Raw genomic sequence first — 18034 nt, 5'->3', positions numbered from 1 at the left:
TTGGCAAGGTGCCATTATTGTGGCCCTATGGGGTCAGAAAAATCTTGATATGCATCAACCAATTTCTGACAAGCCAAAAAAGGCCCTGGCACAAGCGGTGCTATGGCTGGCCAGGTCCTCGGGTGTTTCCTGCCGGTGCAAGGCCACTTCGCGGAGTACCTCTGGCAGATAGGCTGGTTCATTGCGCCCGTTCTTCGGTTTTGGCCGCAGGCTGCGAGGCAGCAAATAGGGGGCGTCGCTTTCCAGCATCAGGCGCCCACGAGGGATCTCGCGTACCAGCGGATGCAAGTGAGTGCCTCGGCGCTCGTCGCAGATCCAGCCGGTGATGCCGATGTGCAGATCCAGGTCCAGGTAGCTGAATAACGCTTGTCGCTCGCCGGTGAAACAGTGCACTACGGCTGCCGGCAAACGGTCACGAAAGTCCTTGAGGATATCCAGCAGGCGCTGGCTGGCGTCGCGTTCGTGGAGAAATACCGGCAGTTGCAGCTCGACGGCCAAGGCCAGGTGTTCTTCCAGCACTTTTTCCTGCTGCGGGCGAGGGGAGAAGTCACGGTTGAAGTCCAGGCCGCATTCACCAATCGCTTGTACCTGTGGTTCGCCCAGCAGGGCCCGCAAGCGCCGTGTGCTGTCGGTGTTCCAGTCGCTGGCGCTATGGGGATGCAGACCGGCCGTGGCGAACAGTCTCTGGCCGCTGGTGTCCAGTTGCTGGCATAGCTCCAGGGCTTGTTCGCTGCCCTCGATACTGGTCCCGGTCACGACCAACTGACAGACTCCGGCTGCATAAGCTCGATCGAGAACGGCTTGGTGTTTTTCGGAAAAACACGGATTGGTCAGGTTGACGCCAATATCGATGAGTTGCATGGTGCTATCTCCGCCTGCGGCCGGAAAGCATATCAGAGCTGTAGATTTAATAAGAAAAACCAAGAACTACAACGAGTTGAAGCTGTCTTTTGCTGCCGGAGGCAGATCGTGGCCACAACGTCCTGAGGCCATTTCACCTGTCTTTCGCACCTTGTCAGCGCTCAAGGCGCTCGGTTTCTGTCGACCAATCCTTAAAAAGCGACGAAGGGTTGAACAGTATTCTTTGCGGAGAACGGATGATCCGATCCTCGATGTTGTTTGCGTTGTGCCTGACATTGCTATTGCCGTTGCCGGCAATGGCGCGCTTGGCAGGCCCGCCGGAAGTGCTGGCTTCGGGCAAGGTGCGCGACCTGGCGGAAATCCGTAGCAGCCGCGTACTGCGAGTGCTGGTCAACCAGAGCCGTAATAGTTCCGGTGAGGTCAAGGGCCAGCCTATCGGTGTCGAGTACCATCGTTTGCGGGCGTTCGAGCAATACCTTAACGGTCACGCCCGCGATGGCCAGGAAATCAGCCTCAAGATCATTCCCAAGGCCAAGGACCAGCTACTGGGCGCCTTGCAGCGTGGAGAAGGTGACCTGGTGGCGCCAGGAGAATTGCTCGAGGCCCAGCCTGGGCATGCCGTCAGCTCCAGTGATCCAATTGCCAGCAATGTTCCCCTTCTACTGGTAGGCATCAAGGGCGAGCGCCGCTATACGCGACCCGAGCAACTCTCCGGAAAGACCCTGACCCTGACTACCGGCAGTGCTGCCGGGGATGCGGTGAGCCAGATCAACCAGCGATTGGCGCTGCGCAAGCTGGCACCGATCAAGATCGAGTGGGTCGACCCCAGCCTGGCAGTGGAGGATGTGCTGGAAATGGTCCAAGGGGGCATCTTCCACCTGACTATCGTGGAGCAGCCGATTGCCGAGCGGTGGAGCAAGATCCTGCCGAAGTTGCGTTTTGATCGCCAATTGAAGATCAGCGATCCGGGGGAGGAGCACTGGTTCGTCCGTCGCGACGCTTCGATGCTGCGGGCGAGCATCGATCGTTTCCTCAAGACCTACAAAACCCCGGCGGATCAGGATGTAGCATTCTTGCGTACATATCGACGCCAGTATCAGGTGCACTATCCCTTGGCCCGGGCTGATCGTCAGCGATTGGAGAAGCTGCGTCCGGTGCTGCAGAAGCATGCCGGGGAGCAGGGCATGGATTGGCTGAACCTTGCAGCCCTGGCGTTCAAGGAATCGGCCTTGCAACCCAATGCGAAGAGCGGCAGTGGGCCTACTGGCCTGATGCAGATCACCCCTTCTGCGGCGCAGCGAGTAGGTGTCAGTAACATTCAATCGGTAGACAGCAATGTGCAGGCCGGAGCCAAGTACCTGGCGATGATCCGGCGCAAGTTCTTCTCCAGCCCCAAGCTCAATGAGCGCGAACGCATGGCCTTTGTCCTGGCGGCCTACAACATGGGGCCTGAGCGGGTCCAGGGAATGCGCAACGAAGCCAGGCGTCGGGGGTTGAACCCCAACCAGTGGTTCTTCCAGGTGGAGCGTATCGCCATGGAGCAGGTCGGAGTGGGGGCTGTCAGCTATGTTAATAGTGTCAACAAATACTATCTGGCCTTTGATCGTGAGCGAGATTCCCTGGAGCCTCGGGAGCGGAAAGTTGTGTCTCGCAAATAATCGAAAAAACTGATTGTTATTACGGGTTATTTCCGCTTTTAACATGATGAAAACTGATTAGTATGGCGACCAACTTCCTCACCTTACACAGGACTACATAGCATGAGCACTCTGATCAAAAACGTACTGGGCACCCGTGCAGGCTACGGCCTGACTATCCTGCGCATTCTTGTTGGCATCATTTTCGCCGCCCATGGCTCGCAAAAAATCTTCGGCTGGTTCGGCGGCGGCGGCCTGGCCGGCACGGCCCAGTGGATGGAAAGCATCGGCCTGGCCCCTGGCTACCTGATGGCACTGCTGGCCGGTGGCACCGAATTCTTTGCCGGCTTGGCTCTGATCATCGGCTTGCTCGCACGTCCTGCCGCATTGGGGCTGACATTCACCCTGCTGGTGGCGATCTTCTCGGTGCATATCAGCAATGGCTTGTTCATGGCCAATAATGGTTACGAGTTCGCCCTGGCGTTGCTGGGGGGCACCTTGGCGGTGTTGCTCGAGGGAGCTGGCAAGTTGTCGCTGGACGCCGCCATCACCAAATGAGCCACGCAGCTTTAGGAGGTCGCAGACTTATCGACTGTCCTGGAGCGAGCGTTGTGAAGTTATCCAAGGCCTGCCAATGCAGGCCTTTTTCGTTTTGGCCGAATCTTGACACTGGCCTGCCAGCTTCTCTAGGATGTTTCTCATGCGCCGATTTAAACAGCTACTTGCGGGGCGCCAGGTGAGCCAGCTTGCTCACTACCAGAAGCCATTCCAGGTTTCGAAGTACCGCTAAAGCGCTGGTTCGGTGGTGCCTCTCACCTGCCCGGCAGAAACTTGAGGCAGAGACACGATACGATGAATGCACCACGCCCTCTTCTACGTCTTGCGCCAATCACGGCGAACCTTTCCCAGCGCAATCCGAAAATCCTCCTCTGCGGCAAGCATCAACCGACCTTGTTGCGCTATCTCGATGGTTGGCCTAAACGCTCCGTAGGGCCGGCGGCGTTTCTGATCCAGTTTGTCGAAGAAGGCGAATCCTTGGCGCGTTTTGCCAGTGATAGTTTCGATCTGGCTGTCATTCCAGCCCCAGGGGCACAAGAAGCGATCGAGGTCATCAAGCAACTGACGCGCATCGCTCGACAAGGGCTGATCGTTCGCCGCTAGTTCGAGCCGTCATTCAAATGATCGAGTTGCGTTTTGCCAGCTCTGCCAGTGCCACCAGGCTGGAAACACTGAAACGCTTGAGCAAGCGGACTTTATAGGTGCTCACAGTCTTGTGGCTGATCAAGAGTGTCTGGGCGATCTGCTGGTTGCTCAGGCCGCTGGCCAGCAGTTTCAGGACCGTGATCTCACGGTCTGTCAGTCGGGAAACCAACACGCTTTCCTGGTCGGCGGCCTTGTTGTTCTGCTGCAAGGCACTGAGGGTATCTTCTGGAAAGTAGCTGTATCCAGAAAGGACGGCTTTGACGGCATTATTCAGTTCGTGCAGATTTTCGCCCTTGGACAAAAAACCAGCGGCTCCGGTCAGCAGGCAGCGAAAGGCAAAATTCTTGGCGTCGCTTGCCGTCACCACCAGGATCTTGATGTCTAGCTGTGCACTCCGGACATGGGATATGACCGAAAAACCGTCAAGGTTGGGGATTCCCAGGTCAAGGATCAACAAGTCCGGAACATGTCGGCGTGCTAGTTGGACGGCGTCCGCTCCGTTGTCGGTTTCGGCGACTACGGTATGCTGCTGAGTTTCCAAGGCCATCTTGATAGCCATACGAATCAGTGGGTGGTCGTCGACGACGATGATATTGGCCATTGATAGAGTTCCTTCGGTATCTGGTGGCGCATACGGGGCCGTGGCTGAAAATGCGCCTGGCTCGTAAACCTTGTTGGCTTGGTTCTATGATTGGCTGACCTATCTGAAACCTAAATCGGACAGATCTGATAGGGGAGGGCGAAAAGGGAAGAACGAGTCGCTGCCATTTCTAATGACGGGTCGCGTTTGTAGTTCATTCACGTAACGGAGCAGCCTTTACCTGGCTGGGAGATGGAACACCAATTGAGTACCAAGCTCATTGGTCTGTCCCGGGCTGAGTGGACACTGACTTAAGGTGGATAATGTCCACCGCAAGGAGTGTTCATGACCCAGACCAGACGACGTTTTCCCGAATCCTTCAAACGCGAGGCGGTAGACCAGGTACTTGCCGGCACGCCGCTTCGTCATGTAGCCGAGACGCTCGGCATCGCTGAAAGCCTGCTGGGCAAATGGAAGCGCCAGTACGAGCAGCAAGGTGACGATGCCTTTCCGGGCAACGGCAAGCAGCGTGGTGAGAGCGCGGAGTTGCGTCGTCTACGCCAGCAACTGGCTCAGGTCACCATGGAGCGCGATGTTTTAAAAAAGGCGCTCGCCATCTTCTCGCAGCCCACGAAGTGAAGTTCCGCGCCATCGAGGCGTTGGCTGGTCGCTATCCCGTAGCGCCAATGTGCCGGCTGCTGCGGGTATCCCGCAGCGGCTTCTATGCCTGGCAGCAGCGGCCACCTTCGGCGAGAGAGATGGCGAATCGGCGTCTGAGCAAGGAGATCCGCACCATTCACCACGAGATGAATGGGATCTATGGCCATCGCCGAATCAAGGCCGAGTTAGCGGCCATGGGGCATGCGTGTGGTCGACACCGGGTTGCTCGACTGATGCGCGAAGCCGGTCTGCGCGTTCGCTCGCGCAAGCGCTGGCGGCTGGTTTCCAGCAGTCGTCATGCTCTGCCGATTGCCCCGAACCACCTAGATCGCCAGTTCGCCTCGGATCGCGCCAATCGGCACTGGGTCTCGGACATGACCTACGTGCGGACGGCCCAAGGTTGGCTGTATCTGGCAGTCGTGCTCACGAGCCATCGTCGGTTGGGCGATGCACCACCGCATGCAGCAGGCCTTGGTACACGCCGCGCTGGAGATGGCCATTGCACGCCGGCAGCCGAAAGAAGAAGTGCTGCTGCACTCGGATCGAGGCAGCCAATATTGCGCGTACGACTACCAGGCCTTACTTCGGCGACATCGAATCGTACCCAGCCATTCACGTCCCGGGAACTGCTGGGACAACGCCGCGATGGAGAGCTTCTTCCGTTCGCTGAAGGCTGAGCGGGTGTACCTGACGCGCTATGCCAGCTACCACGAGGCGAAAACCGACCTGTTCGACTACATCCGCTTTTACAATCACCGTCGCCGCCACTCGACGCTGGGCTATCTCAGCCCGATGGAGTTTGAGCGGCGCTATGCGAGCAGTAACTCTTAACTACCTATCCACCAGCTCCGGGACAGACCACATCATGGGACATTCAGTGGAGGGCCAGCTCAGGAAAGCTCGGCTGGATCGTAAACTCTGGCCTAGGAGACTTCATCGGACGGTTACGATCGAACGGCAAACCAAAGCCATGAACAATGAAGATCGCTGGCGATTGCTGCAGAAATCGACGGCATCCATTGCAAAAAACTACATGGTAAATGCTGGCCCAGCTCAATCTTGCACCCGAGACTGCTTTCTCGCCAAAGGATGTCTGATGGGGCTGTGTAAGATGTGTTCGCTGGCCAGCAAGTCGGTTTCTTAGGATTTACGTAACGCAATCAAAGACTCCAGCTCGACCATCAGTTGTTCTAGGCTCGTGACGATTTTTGTTTCAACGTCAAGCTTTGCATTATGCAATGCACTAGCGGTCGCCAAGTCAGCCCTGAACACATCTACGTAAGGGATATACATCGAATGTACTAGATCGCCTAAATCGCTGCTCCTAGCCTTACGCGTGTTTCTAACCGCGACCACTGATGACAAGAATATCTGAGCAAGAAGTGCTGAAAACACATACATGGACGGCGTAGTTTTGAGACTCGCTACTGCCATGAGTTCCGCTGACAATCGCCCATTGGATAATGAGTTGATCATTTGCTGCGGCGCTTTGCCAGCGATCTCTTTGGCGTGAGCCATTAGTTGTTTTTGAGCCTCGGAGCTGCTTGTGCCTCTGCTAACCAAGTCTTGGTGTAGGGCCTTGATCTCATTGGAGGCGCTGGTGAGCAGACTGCTCAGTTCTTTGCCCGCCCCACGCACAGCTTTTGAATATTCGGTCGATCGATTCCAATTTTCGATGTACCAATCACACAGAAAATTCAAATCACTCACCGAGCTTTGCAGAGCGATCGCTACAGCTTGCCCTGAACGCTGCCTCGAAAACATTGAGATCGCGCTGGCCTTTTTAATTGGATATTCCTTGATGAACTCCTGAAGCTCGCCTTTCATTTTGGCTGCAATTTTTCTTGCTTTGGATTTCTCGATACGCCTCTGCAGGCGATTCTTTGGGAAGTCTGCGGCAGGGTCACTTTCGTCGACGATTTCCTCAACGATTTCGTCAGTCCAAAGCGCCGCCATGCCTGGGAACCAGTGACCGTTGTCATTCACCAGAGAGATGTTGTGATTTCCAGAAAGCTCCTGTGTGACTAAGCTGATCGGGTCGACAAAAACCTTTTCCCTGCACAATTCTCTTATGCAGTCCAGGCGTAACCGACCTTGCTCTATAGTATCCGGATCCATTGGTACCGCTTCCATGATGTGTGCCATGGAGTACCTGATTTCGATATCCCCATGTTCCACCCATTCTCGTAACTTGGCCCGAAAAGCTTGTGCAGAGTTTGTATTTTTCTTGCTGGGACAGGAAAGGTTTGAGAAATCACTACTGTCCAGATACACGCGGATAGGATTGATCACGGCCAAAAATCCATTTTGGAAGTCAATAAAATGTCAAAATGATATCATTTTTTCACACGAAATTGCTTGGCATTACGCGAAATAGAGAAGCCAGCATGCATTTGAATACCTGCGTCGCAAACCTCTGCACCAACATCACTGAGCCTACGTATCTTCGCGTAAAGGAAACGCTGGACAGCATCGAGCATGGCTTTGCAGCCTGATTCCATTTCAGTAAAGCCTCTGTCCGGTGGCCATCCTGAAAATGCGAGCTCGTTTGAGAAGAAGCACTCGGCAGTGCATCATCCACTGCATTATTCATCAGGAGGACTAGCGATGATCATATGTGAAGGACAACTCAGTGGCGACTTTGAAGGCTTTGACGACACCGACACCATTTTCGAATTCTACAACGGTCAAAAATGGCAGCAGGCGGTGTACTCATACTCCTACTTCTACTCTTACATGCCGCAGGCCAAGGTCGTTCAGGAAGGCGGTGTTTATAGGCTGCATGTGCAAGGCATGATGGGCAGCGTTGAAGTGAAACGTGCCTGAAATGCGGATACCGGGTACTAAGCCTTGCCCCGCTGAACGCTCGACCGAGTAGACTTCCTTAACGTCCATTCAGGCTCTGGCCAGCGCTCTCGCACAGCCTGAAAGCTGCCAAAGAATTTCCGAGGTAAGGAGCTGTTGATTGGCTACAAACATCATCACCCGAGCAGGGCATGAGAAGCTCAAAGGCGAGCTCGATCACCTGTGGCGTGTGTACAGACCTGAAATTACGCAGAAGGTCGCCTGGGCAGCATCCCTCGGGGACAGAAGCGAGAACGCAGACTACCAGTACAACAAAAAGCTTCTACGCGAGATTGATCGCCGCGTCAGGTATCTGCGTAAGCGACTGGAGGATGTGAAGGTCGTAGACTACTCGCCGGAGCAGGAAGGAAGAATTTTCTTTGGCGCTTGGGTAGAGATAGAGAATGAAGACGGTGAACGGAAGAAATTCCGGATCGTGGGCTACGACGAGATCTACGAACGCAAGGACTACATCTCCATCGACTCGCCCATGGCCAGGGCGCTGTTGAAGAAGGAGGTGGGGGACGAGGCCGTTGTCGTGACCCCCGCGGGCGAAACCTGTTGGTGGATCAATCAGATCGAATACGTGAAGTAGGCTCGCCGCAGGGCGAGCCTTCAGCTTTCGCGCAGGACATTCAGTGGGCTGACGTTAAGGGCTCGGCGGGTACCAAAGACCCCGGCCCCACCCACCAATAGTGCCCCGGCCAGAGGCAGCAGCAGAAGCCAGGGGTGCGGATGCCAGGGCAGGTCGAAGGCAAAGCGGTAGAGCGCCAGGCTGACCAGCTCGCAACCTAGGGCTGCCAGTAGCCCGCTGGCGGCACCAAGCAGGCCGAACTCGATGCGCCGTGCCTTGACCAGTAAACTGCGTTCAGCCCCAAGGGCTCGCAGCAGTGCTCCTTGGCGAATACGCTCGTCCAGGGTGGCCTGCAGTCCGGAAAACAGCACCGTCATTCCTGCTGCTAGGACGAACAACAGCACATATTCCACTGCCAGGGTGACTTGACCCAGGATACTGCGCAGCTGCTCCAGCAGAGCCTCGACCTGCAGGATGGTCACCGCTGGAAATGCCCTGGACAGTTCGACGATCTGTTGGTCATGACCTGGGCTCAGGTAGAAGCTGGTGAGATAGGTGGCCGGCAGATCCTTCAAGGTACCGGGTTGGAAAATCATGAAGAAGTTGGGCTGGAAGTTGTCCCAATTGATAGTACGCAGGCTGGTGACTTGCGCCTCACGGTTGACGCCCGCGACAGTGAAGGTCAGTCGGTCACCCAGCTTCAGCTTGAGGCTCTGGGCCACCTTGGCTTCCACCGATACGCCAGGCAAGGCTTCGTCAGGCCGGGCAGACCACCAGCTTCCTTGCGTGATGCTGTTGCCAGAAGGCAAGTCGGCGGACCAGGTCAGGCTCAGGTCTCGCTGGACAGCACGGTCCCCGCTGGAGTCCTTGGTGACAAGCTCCGTCACAGGCTCTCCATTGATACTGACCAGGCGCCCGGGTACCACCGGATAGAGCGGCGCCGAAGGAGCCGAGAGTTGCACCAGGCGCTCGGTGAAGGCTTGTTTGTCAGCCGGCAGGATGTTCAGTGCGAAATAGTTGGGGGCATTCTGCGGCAGTTGGTTTTGCCAGGTATCCAGTAATTCTCCCCGCAGCAGGGCGATCAGTGCCATGGACAGCAGGATCAGGCCGAAGGCCATGGATTGCCCAGCTGCCGCGAGAGGGTGGCGCAGCAGTTGTCCCAACCCCAGGCGCCAGGGCAAGGTGGCGCCTGCCAAGAGGCGGCGCAGGCTCTGCAAGAGCAGTAGCAACAGGCCGCCGAGCGCCAATGCCGCGACCAGGCCACCCCCCATCAGCGCGAAGGTCAACACTAGGTCCAGGCTCAAGCGCCACATGATCAAGCCCAGGGCAAGTAGAGCGACGCCGTAGATCATCCAGGTACTGGGCGGAATCGGCAGCAGGTCGCGACGCAACACTCGAAGCGGCGGCACTCGTCCCAATGCGGCCAGTGGAGGCAAGGCGAAACCGGCCAGGGCCACCAGCCCCGTGCCGATACCTGCCATGGCGGGCAGCAGTCCTCCGGGCGGCACATCACTTGGTAGCAACCCCTGTAGCAGGTAAAACAGCACCAACTGCGCCAGCCAGCCAAGCAATGCACCGCTGAGGCTGGCCAGCAGTCCGAGAAGCCCCAGTTGGGCGCTGAACAGCAACATGGTTTCCCGGCGAGACAGGCCCAGGCAGCGGAGCAGGGCGCTGGCATCGAAGCGGCGGGCGGCGAAACGGTTGGCCGATAGCGCCACGGCGACACCCGAAAGCAGCACGGCCACCAGGCTGGCCATATTCAGATAGCGTTCGGCCTTGCCCAGCGCCCCGCCGATTTGCTGGTTGCCATCCCGTGCGTCCTGCAGGCGCTGATTGGCCTCCAGGCCTGGCTTGATCAACTTGCGGTAAGCCTCGAGAGCTTGGGACGGGCCGCGCCAGAGTTCCTTGTAGCTGACCCGGCTGCCAGGCTGGACGACACCCGTGGCTTGCAAGTCATCCAGGTTGATCAGGACTCGAGGTGTCAAACTGTAGAAGTTGCCTGCGCGATCCGGCTCGTAAGTCAGGACCCGGGCCAGGCGCAGGGTCTTGCTACCGACGTCGATGCTGTCGCCGACCTTCAACTCCAATGCCGTCAGCAGACGCGACTCGACCCAGGCTTCGCCAATCTTGGGCCCGCCACCGGGCTCTTCGGAGGCATAGGGACCTGCTGCGCTCTTGAGTTGACCGCGTAGCGGATAGGCGTTGTCCACGGCCTTGATGCTGGACAGCTGAATTGCGTTGTCGGTGGCAATGACACTGGAGAATTCGACGGTGCGGGCGTGCACGAGCCCTAGTTCTAATCCGCTCTCTATCTGTTGGGCCCGCGCAGGAGAGCTGCCCTCGAGTAACAGATCGGCGCCGAGGAATTCGGTCGCCCGCAGTTGCATGGCGGCGTTCAGTCGGGCACCGAAGTAGCCAATGGCGGTACTTGCCGCGACCGCCACCAACAAGGCGAAGAACAATACCCTCAACTCGCCGGCACGTGCATCACGCAACAATTGGCGTAGGGCAAGGCTGAATAGGCGCAACAGGGACAGGCGTGCCATCAAGGCTCCTGGGGGGCGACCAGCATGCCCGCTTCAAGACGGATCAGGCGCCGGCAACGATGGGCCAGGCGCTCATCATGGGTCACCAGGACCAGGGTCGTGCCGTTTTCCTGGTTGAGTTCGAACAACAGGTCGCTGATGCGTTCGCCGGTATGGCTGTCAAGGTTGCCGGTGGGTTCGTCGGCGAACAATACTTGCGGTTCTGCGGCAAAAGCCCGGGCAATGGCTACGCGTTGTTGCTCTCCGCCGGAAAGCTGGCGGGGGGAATGGTTCAGGCGTTGACCCAGGCCGACCCGTTGCAGCAGTTCGGTCGCGTGTTTGCGGGCATCGCGGCGGCCGTCCAGCTCCATGGGCAGCATGACGTTTTCCAGGGCATTGAGGCTGTCGAGCAGTTGGAAGGATTGGAAGACGAATCCTACGTATTCGGCCCGCAGGCGTGCTCGTTGGTCTTCATCGAGCTGGCTCAGGCTTTGCCCGGCAAGGATGACTTCACCACTGCTGGGCAAGTCGAGCCCGGCCAGCAAACCGAGCAGGGTAGATTTGCCGGAGCCGGAGGCGCCAACGATAGCCAGGCTGTCACCCTTATCAAGCTGCAGGTTGAGTTCATGAAGGATAGTCAGCTCGCCTTCCGCGCTGGGAACCACTTTGCTAAGGTTCCGCGCAGTGAGAATGCTTGCGCCCATGGAGAGTCCGATGCGTGTATGGTTTTTGAGTGCTGGCCTGGCCTTGATGTGCATGGCCCAGAATGCAGCTGCCGGTACGGTCCTGATCGTGGGCGATAGTATCAGTGCGGCTTTCGGCCTGGATACCCGGCAGGGGTGGGTGGCACTGCTGGAAAAGCGCCTGGTGGACCAGGGCTTCACGGACAAAGTGATCAATGCCTCGATCAGTGGTGATACCAGCGCTGGGGGGCAAGCGCGCCTGCCGACGCTGCTTTCGCAGCACAAGCCTCAGGTGGTGATCCTCGAATTGGGAGGCAATGATGGCTTGCGCGGCCAGCCGCCCCAGCAATTGCAACAAAATCTTGCCTCGATGATCGACAGTGCCCAGGCCTCGGGGGCTAGGGTGCTGCTGCTGGGCATGCAGCTACCGCCCAATTACGGTGTGCGCTATACCCAGGCATTCGCCAAGGTCTACCAGCAGTTGGCCATCGACAAGAAGGTGGCACTGGTGCCGTTTTTTCTTGATGGGGTCGGAGGGCATCCCGATTTGATGCAGGCGGACGGTCTGCACCCGGCGGCAGCGGCCCAGGGCAAGTTGTTGGAAAATGTCTGGCCGACGCTAAAACCGCTGCTTTGACGCTTTTCTAGTGGCAGTGTTTCGGCTAATGTGGCGCCCCCGATTTGGAGCCCCCGATGCCGCGTCCCGCCTGGTCCTTGTTTGCCTATCAACTGATCGAGCCTGATGAACAGCTTGACCTGTTCGCTTGTCAGGAAGTTCGGGTGCATCTGGTGACGCGTCAATTGGAGCTGGGCGGCTCCGCCGACCGGACCTTGTGTGGGACCTTGCTGCCTGCGCAGCCACGTTGGTCCAGCGTAGATCGGACGATTTTCCAGGATCAGCGGCTCTGTCCGCTGTGCAGGGCAATCCTGGAGTCGCAGAAGCGAGGTACGCCTCCGATCTGGCCAGAGTTGCGTTTCGAGCTGTAGGCGCCCGTTATTGGGTGTTTCGACAGGGATTTCATGTATCTGCGCTTGTCTCCCCGGCTTGGCTGCCGTAGCCATGGGAGGGGTGTACAATCGTGTCTCTTTCATTGGTTGTACGAGCGAAGGATTATCCGGATGTTGCCGCGCCTCCCTGTCGTCACCCGCTGTCTGACACTTGCCGCATTATGTGTGGCTGGTCCCGTTGCAGCGTTGGAATTTCCTCTTCCTCCCCCTGGCGAAGATGTCGTAGGCCAGGTTCAGGTGATCAAGGCCAAGTACGAAGATACCTTCGCCGACTTGGGCACCGCCAATGACCTGGGTTATCTGGAGATGGTGGCTGCCAATCCGGGAGTCGACCCCTGGTTGCCGGGAGCCGGTACCGAAGTGGTTCTTCCCACCCGTTTCATCCTGCCGCCAGGGCCTCGCGAAGGTATCGTGATCAACCTGGCAGAGTACCGTCTGTACTATTTCCCCAAGGGCCAGAGCGTGGTTTACACCTTCCCATTGGGTATTGGTCGCGAGGGGTGGGGGTCGCCGATCGCCCATACCAGTATCACCGCGAAGACTCCCAACCCGACCTGGACGCCACCGGCCTCGATCAGGGCCGAACATGCAGCTGATGGTGATCCCCTGCCAGGCATAGTGCCGGCGGGGCCAGACAATCCTTTGGGCCCATTCAAGTTCACCCTGGGTACGCCGGGCTACCTGATCCATGGCTCCAACAAGAAGTTCGGTATTGGCATGCGCACCAGCCACGGTTGTTTCCGAATGCTCAATAACAACGTGCTGCAAATGGCCGGTATGGTTCCAGTTGGAACTTCCGTACGTATCATCAACGAGCCGTACAAGTTTGGTATCAGCGCCGGCAAAGTCTATCTGGAAGCACATACGCCGTTAGATGATAAAGGCAATCCTTCAGTGGTCGACAAACACACTGCGGTGATCAACGCCTTGCTTAAGCGTGAAGACCTGGCTAACAACCTGCGTATGAACTGGGATGTAGTCCGTGATGTAGTCGCGGCGGAAGATGGCCTGCCGGTGGAGATTGCGGTGCCAACCGCTGCGCCGGCGACCTCTCTGTCTGCTACGCCTTTCGATATGCAGCAGTAAGGGCGGCAGCCCAACCCGCCGATACCTGAGGGTAGCGGCGGGTTTTTTATTGCCGATGACAAAATCGGGCAACAAAAAAGCCGACCCAAGATGGGTCGGCTTGATAACAATCCCGAGGGACTATTACTTGCGGCTAGCTTTTTCCAGCATACGCAGAGCGCGCTCATTAGCTTCGTCAGCAGTCTGTTGTGCTTTTTGAGCAGCAGCCAGAGCTTCATCAGCTTTACGATAGGCTTCGTCTGCACGAGCCTGAGCACGAGCTGCTGCGTCTTCAGTAGCAGTCAGACGAGCTTCGGTTTCTTTGGATACGCTGCTGCAACCGGTAGCCAGAACTGCGGCCAGAGCCAGAGCAGAGAATTTCAGAACGTTGTTCATCGTGTTCCCCTTCAAGGACTTTCTATTAGTAGCTACCACCCCAGAGTGAGGAAATAGCCGGCGTACATACTACCCATTACTTGTAGTAAGTAAACTGACGTAACGCAAGAAGCAAAAAAAATTCTAGGTGGTGAATCTTTTTCAGGCAACTCTCTTGGGGAGTTGTTTAAAAAACATTCAATTCGATTCCCGCCCGGAGGATGCTGCTTGTTTGCCAGCATCGCTTGCGGATTTTTCCAAGTACTGTTTCAGGGGCTAGACTAAAGTCGGTCTATATCGTGTCTGTGACACTTTGACCTTGGCTCTATGTCGGTTTTTTTATCCTTGTTGCTGGTGACTTTAAGAGGTGAGTCCCGTCTTAAGTTTCAGCGTCCGGCGATGTGCAGCCAAAAGATGTCTTGCGTATGGGGCCAGGCCAGGCTCTGGGCGGTGTGCGAGGATTTTTGTGCTGATCTGTGACGAGTGTGGCTTGAGCATTCATGCCAAAGGCGCCTAATATTTTGTAACGTGTTCGTGGTGCAAAAGCGAAAGCTTCTACTTGCGCCCAGCAGGTACGAGGTGGCGTAAGTTGTTCCTTCGCCGGAAAAACATCGGTAAGGTACGGGTCAGTATTCCAGACCCGCAAGGAGTTGTGATGAGCGAGGCGTTGTCCATCCACCATGACCAGGTTGGTCATCAGTTCGAGACCAATGTGGACGGTCATCGTGCCTACCTGACCTATATGGACCTGGGTAAGCAAACCCTGGATATCTATCGCACCTTCGTCCCCAACGCGCTGCGTGGGCGCGGTATCGCTGCGGCGTTGACCGAGCATGCGCTGGAGTATGCCGATCGCATGGGATACACCGTGATCCCTTCCTGCTCATACGTTGAGCGGTACATGGAGCGTCACCAGCGCCACGGCGCGAAACTCTGATCGAGCGACCATGAAAAACGCCGGGCTTGCCCCGGCGTTTTTGCGCGTGTTAATCGCGATCAGACGCGATTGCGTTTTGGCAGGACGTCCTTGAGCTTGGCGTGCATGCTGCGCAACGTCTTCTCAGTGCTTTCCCAATCGATGCAGGCATCGGTGATCGAAACGCCGTATTGCAGTTCCGAGAGATCTTTGGGAATTGCTTGGCAACCCCAATTCAGGTGGCTCTCCACCATCAGACCGATGATCGACTGGTTGCCTTCGAGTATCTGGTTGGCAACGTTTTCCATTACCAGTGGCTGAAGTGCCGGATCCTTGTTGGAGTTGGCATGGCTGCAATCGATCATGATGTTCGGCTTGACCTTGGCCTTGGCCAGGGCCTGTTCGCAAACGGCGACACTGACCGAGTCATAGTTCGGCTTACCGTTGCCACCGCGCAGCACCACATGGCCATAGGCATTGCCCTTGGTGGTGACGATAGACACACCGCCTTGTGGATTGATGCCCAGGAAGCGATGAGGGCTGGAAACCGATTGCAAGGCATTGATCGCGACGGTCAGGCCGCCATCGGTGCCGTTCTTGAAACCTACCGCCGACGACAGCCCGGAAGCCATTTCGCGGTGGGTCTGGGATTCGGTGGTGCGCGCGCCGATGGCCGACCAGCTGATCAGATCCTGCAGGTATTGCGGGGAGATTGGGTCCAGGGCTTCCGTGGCGGTAGGCAGGCCCATTTCCGCCAGGTCCAGCAGCAACTGGCGACCGATGTGCAGGCCATCCTGGATCTTGAACGAGTCATCCAGGTAAGGGTCGTTGATCAGGCCTTTCCAGCCAACAGTGGTGCGGGGCTTTTCGAAGTACACCCGCATCACCAGGTAGAGCGTATCGGAAACTTCGGCTGCCAGGGCCTTGAGGCGCTCGGCGTATTCGTGGGCTGCCTTGATGTCGTGGATCGAGCAGGGCCCAATGACGATGAACAAACGATGATCAGTGCCGTCGAGGATATTGCGGATCACTTCGCGGCCCCGAGTCACGGTGTGCAAGGCGGTGTCGCTCAGGGGGATGTCTCGCTTGAGTTGATCTGGGGTGATCAGGGTCTCGTTGGAGGCGACGTTAAGGTCGTTGATCGGTAAATCAGCCATCGTGTTACTCGTCAGGTCACGGATGCCGGCCGCCAGCGATCCCCGCGCGGCGGAGCACAGCGGATTTGGGCGCGTCGGGGAGCGGAACCTTAGCGCGTTAGGCGGTGGCTCGACAATGGGCTGGCTGCGGTTTTATTGGGCTATGGCTGCATAAAAGCCTGATGCACCCGATCTTCTGAATAGTCTTGCGCATGCCGTTCGACCCAATCCAGGGCCAAGGCCTCGATGCATCGCTGTTCACTCTGTGCGTCATGCTGGCGGCAGTAGCGGGCAATTTGGCAGACCTGTTCGCTCATGCGCGCGCTGAACAGGGTTTGCTCGTCGACGAAGGCGATGCCCACCAGATAGCCGCGCTTGCGTTTCAGGCACCAGGCGACGTAGCCGTTATAGCGGGCATTCTCCCCCAGTGTCGGCATGTGGACTTCGAGGGCGGTGCCCCGGCGCCAGGCCCGGTGGTAATTGCACGCCATGCCGCCGAGGCTGATAGTGTGCAGCCGCTGGCGCGAGATACAGGCATGCTTGCGTAATGTCAGCTCAACCGGAACATCATCAGGATGAGGCAGAAAACGTCCCATGACCGCAGACTCCGAGTGTCGTCCATTTGACATTGTTTCCCCCAGTATAGTGTTCGAATCGGAACTGACCGATCTCGACATCGACCAGACCTTGCTGGGACTGAAAGGGGTGTCCCTGGTGGTTTTCACCAGCCCCGGCTGTGCTGGCTGTCGCTGGGCCCGGGCGCAATTGCCAGCACTGGGACTGCCGATCGACCGCTTGTGCTGGGTCGATGCCGGTGACAATGGTGGAGCGGTGGAGCGTTATCAGGTCTTTCACCTGCCGGCCTTGTTCGTGGTGCGCGATGCCGAGTTTTATGGGGGCCTAGAGTCGCGGTTGACGTACAGGGAACTCACCGAGAGCCTGCGTCAAGCGTTGCAACGATTACCAGAGGAGTTGCCTTGATGGATGCACGTCGTAAACCGCGGGTTGGCATTATCGGGACTGGAGCGATTGGAGGCTTTTACGGGGTGATGCTGGCACGGGCCGGTTTTGACGTGCACTTTTTAATGCGCAGCGAGTTCCCGGCGGTCTTGGAGCAGGGGCTGCGTCTCAACCATGCCCAGCATGGCATCTTGAGCCTGAATCCGGTGCAGGCTTATGTCCGCGCCGAAGACATGCCTCCTTGCGACTGGTTGCTCGTAGGGACCAAGATGACCAGTAACCTGCAGTTGGCGCCGGCGATCGTCCAGGCTGCGGCTCCCGGGGCCAAGGTCCTGTTGCTGCAGAATGGCCTGGATGTCGAGGATGCGTTGCGTAGTGCACTACCCGATTCGCTGCATCTGTTGGGCGGCTTGTGCTTTATCTGTGTCCATCGTGCAGGGCCCGGCCAGATAGAGCACCAGGCGCTGGGGGCGGTGAACCTGGGTTATCACAGCGGTCCGGCTGCTGTCGATCCGGCCTTGACCCGGGCGATTGTCGAGGAAGGCGCAGGGCTGTTCCGGGAGGCCGGGCTCGACTCCCAGGCCATGGATAACCTGCACCAGGCGCGCTGGCAGAAGCTGGTATGGAATGTGCCCTACAACGGCCTATCGGTTTTGCTCAGGACCAGCACCACTGCGCTGATGGCGGATCCGGACATTCGCCAGCTGATCCAGGACTTGATGCAAGAGGTGCTGCAGGGGGCTGCGGCTTGTGGCCATGTCATTCCGGCGGCCTATGCCCAGCAGTTGTTCAGGTCTACCGAGCACATGCCCGATTACTGGCCGAGCATGTACCATGATTTTCTGCACCGGCGCCCCCTGGAACTGCAGGCAATCTATGCTGCACCACTGGCTGCGGCACGGGCCGCTGGTTGCGAGTTGCCCAAGATCCGGGCGCTGTACCAGGCCCTGGGTTTCATCGACCGGTATCGTTCCTGAGCCCGGTTCATCACCCTCAAGAGGACGGAG

20 protein-coding genes and 1 pseudogene are annotated in these 18034 nt (G+C 57.6%); 13 read left to right on the top strand and 8 right to left on the bottom strand.

Features of this window, described 5'->3' with window-relative positions:
• Positions 1-54: 54 nt before the first annotated feature.
• Positions 55-861, bottom strand: coding sequence for a TatD family hydrolase (locus tag I9018_RS22485; protein WP_241107545.1), 807 nt, complete (start codon positions 859-861; stop codon positions 55-57).
• 236 nt (positions 862-1097) lie between these two features.
• On the opposite strand from I9018_RS22485, the gene I9018_RS22480 reads away from it, so the two are divergent.
• The 3 genes from I9018_RS22480 to I9018_RS22470 all read left to right on the top strand — a co-directional run bounded on the left by I9018_RS22480 (position 1098) and on the right by I9018_RS22470 (position 3659).
• The gene (locus I9018_RS22480) at positions 1098-2519 is read left to right on the top strand and encodes a transglycosylase SLT domain-containing protein (protein ID WP_068581746.1); all 1422 of its coding nucleotides are present in this window, start codon (positions 1098-1100) and stop codon (positions 2517-2519) included.
• A gap of 102 nt (positions 2520-2621) precedes the next feature.
• A complete protein-coding gene (locus I9018_RS22475; protein WP_068581745.1) occupies positions 2622-3056 on the top strand; it encodes a DoxX family protein in 435 nt (144 codons plus the stop codon).
• Positions 3057-3350: 294 nt separating this feature from the next.
• A complete protein-coding gene (locus I9018_RS22470; protein ID WP_083235922.1) occupies positions 3351-3659 on the top strand; it encodes a hypothetical protein in 309 nt (102 codons plus the stop codon).
• Positions 3660-3672: 13 nt separating this feature from the next.
• Here I9018_RS22470 and I9018_RS22465 read toward each other — a convergent pair whose 3' ends face one another.
• On the bottom strand, positions 3673-4302 hold the full coding sequence (locus tag I9018_RS22465) for a response regulator transcription factor (RefSeq protein ID WP_068581739.1): 630 nt from the start codon (positions 4300-4302) through the stop codon (positions 3673-3675).
• 324 nt (positions 4303-4626) lie between these two features.
• Between I9018_RS22465 and I9018_RS22460 the strand changes: the two genes are divergently transcribed.
• Both I9018_RS22460 and I9018_RS22455 read left to right on the top strand, forming a co-directional pair.
• Positions 4627-4920 (top strand): IS3 family transposase, encoded by a 294-nt coding sequence (locus I9018_RS22460; protein WP_033974343.1) that lies wholly within the window; start codon positions 4627-4629, stop codon positions 4918-4920.
• A pseudogene (locus I9018_RS22455) lies at positions 4917-5772 on the top strand (IS3 family transposase). The gene I9018_RS22460 and the pseudogene I9018_RS22455 overlap by 4 nt, the downstream one beginning before the upstream one ends.
• 309 nt (positions 5773-6081) lie before the next feature.
• On the opposite strand, the gene I9018_RS22450 reads toward I9018_RS22455, so the two are convergent.
• Positions 6082-7233: a hypothetical protein gene (locus tag I9018_RS22450; RefSeq protein WP_241107544.1), complete on the bottom strand. Its 1152-nt coding sequence runs from the start codon at positions 7231-7233 to the stop codon at positions 6082-6084.
• A 186-nt stretch (positions 7234-7419) separates the two neighbouring features.
• Between I9018_RS22450 and I9018_RS22445 the strand changes: the two genes are divergently transcribed.
• Both I9018_RS22445 and greB read left to right on the top strand, forming a co-directional pair.
• Complete coding sequence (locus I9018_RS22445) at positions 7420-7767, top strand: hypothetical protein (RefSeq protein ID WP_241107543.1); 348 nt, start codon at positions 7420-7422, stop codon at positions 7765-7767.
• 139 nt (positions 7768-7906) lie between these two features.
• Positions 7907-8380, top strand: a complete 474-nt coding sequence (greB, locus tag I9018_RS22440) for a transcription elongation factor GreB (RefSeq protein ID WP_241107542.1) — start codon at positions 7907-7909, stop codon at positions 8378-8380.
• Positions 8381-8400: 20 nt separating this feature from the next.
• On the opposite strand, the gene I9018_RS22435 is transcribed toward greB, so the two are convergent.
• Entirely contained in the window at positions 8401-10905 is a 2505-nt protein-coding gene (locus I9018_RS22435; protein WP_124348235.1) for an ABC transporter permease, read from the bottom strand.
• Positions 10905-11588, bottom strand: a complete 684-nt coding sequence (locus I9018_RS22430) for an ABC transporter ATP-binding protein (RefSeq protein ID WP_068581730.1) — start codon at positions 11586-11588, stop codon at positions 10905-10907. The genes I9018_RS22435 and I9018_RS22430 overlap by 1 nt, the downstream gene beginning before the upstream one ends.
• A gap of 10 nt (positions 11589-11598) precedes the next feature.
• Between I9018_RS22430 and I9018_RS22425 the strand changes: the two genes are divergently transcribed.
• The 3 genes from I9018_RS22425 (at position 11599) to I9018_RS22415 (ending at position 13661) form a co-directional block, all read left to right on the top strand.
• Entirely contained in the window at positions 11599-12204 is a 606-nt protein-coding gene (locus I9018_RS22425; RefSeq protein WP_124348234.1) for an arylesterase, read from the top strand.
• A 56-nt stretch (positions 12205-12260) separates the two neighbouring features.
• Complete coding sequence (locus I9018_RS22420) at positions 12261-12554, top strand: hypothetical protein (protein WP_007931378.1); 294 nt, start codon at positions 12261-12263, stop codon at positions 12552-12554.
• 132 nt (positions 12555-12686) lie between these two features.
• A complete protein-coding gene (locus I9018_RS22415) occupies positions 12687-13661 on the top strand; it encodes a L,D-transpeptidase family protein (RefSeq protein WP_068605704.1) in 975 nt (324 codons plus the stop codon).
• A gap of 123 nt (positions 13662-13784) precedes the next feature.
• Here I9018_RS22415 and oprI read toward each other — a convergent pair whose 3' ends face one another.
• The gene (gene oprI, locus I9018_RS22410; protein ID WP_003448337.1) at positions 13785-14036 is read right to left on the bottom strand and encodes an outer membrane lipoprotei OprI; all 252 of its coding nucleotides are present in this window, start codon (positions 14034-14036) and stop codon (positions 13785-13787) included.
• 634 nt (positions 14037-14670) lie between these two features.
• Here oprI and I9018_RS22405 point away from each other — a divergent pair.
• Complete coding sequence (locus tag I9018_RS22405) at positions 14671-14952, top strand: GNAT family N-acetyltransferase (protein ID WP_068581723.1); 282 nt, start codon at positions 14671-14673, stop codon at positions 14950-14952.
• A gap of 59 nt (positions 14953-15011) precedes the next feature.
• Here I9018_RS22405 and I9018_RS22400 read toward each other — a convergent pair whose 3' ends face one another.
• Both I9018_RS22400 and I9018_RS22395 read right to left on the bottom strand, forming a co-directional pair.
• The gene (locus I9018_RS22400; RefSeq protein ID WP_068581720.1) at positions 15012-16088 is read right to left on the bottom strand and encodes a 3-deoxy-7-phosphoheptulonate synthase; all 1077 of its coding nucleotides are present in this window, start codon (positions 16086-16088) and stop codon (positions 15012-15014) included.
• 140 nt (positions 16089-16228) lie between these two features.
• Entirely contained in the window at positions 16229-16663 is a 435-nt protein-coding gene (locus tag I9018_RS22395) for a PilZ domain-containing protein (RefSeq protein WP_068581718.1), read from the bottom strand.
• Here I9018_RS22395 and I9018_RS22390 point away from each other — a divergent pair.
• The gene (locus tag I9018_RS22390) at positions 16662-17048 is read left to right on the top strand and encodes a thioredoxin (protein WP_068581715.1); all 387 of its coding nucleotides are present in this window, start codon (positions 16662-16664) and stop codon (positions 17046-17048) included. The genes I9018_RS22395 and I9018_RS22390 overlap by 2 nt on opposite strands.
• The gene (locus tag I9018_RS22385; RefSeq protein WP_241107541.1) at positions 17048-18004 is read left to right on the top strand and encodes a putative 2-dehydropantoate 2-reductase; all 957 of its coding nucleotides are present in this window, start codon (positions 17048-17050) and stop codon (positions 18002-18004) included. Before I9018_RS22390 ends, I9018_RS22385 begins: the two co-directional genes overlap by 1 nt.
• The last annotated feature ends 30 nt before the right edge of the window (positions 18005-18034 follow it).

Origin of the sequence: Pseudomonas sp. MPFS (assembly GCF_022537035.1) — a bacterium.
GTDB lineage: Bacteria > Pseudomonadota > Gammaproteobacteria > Pseudomonadales > Pseudomonadaceae > Aquipseudomonas > Aquipseudomonas sessilinigenes.
Note: the sequence above shows the minus strand (reverse complement) of the source record. Positions and strands in the feature narration are given on the sequence as shown.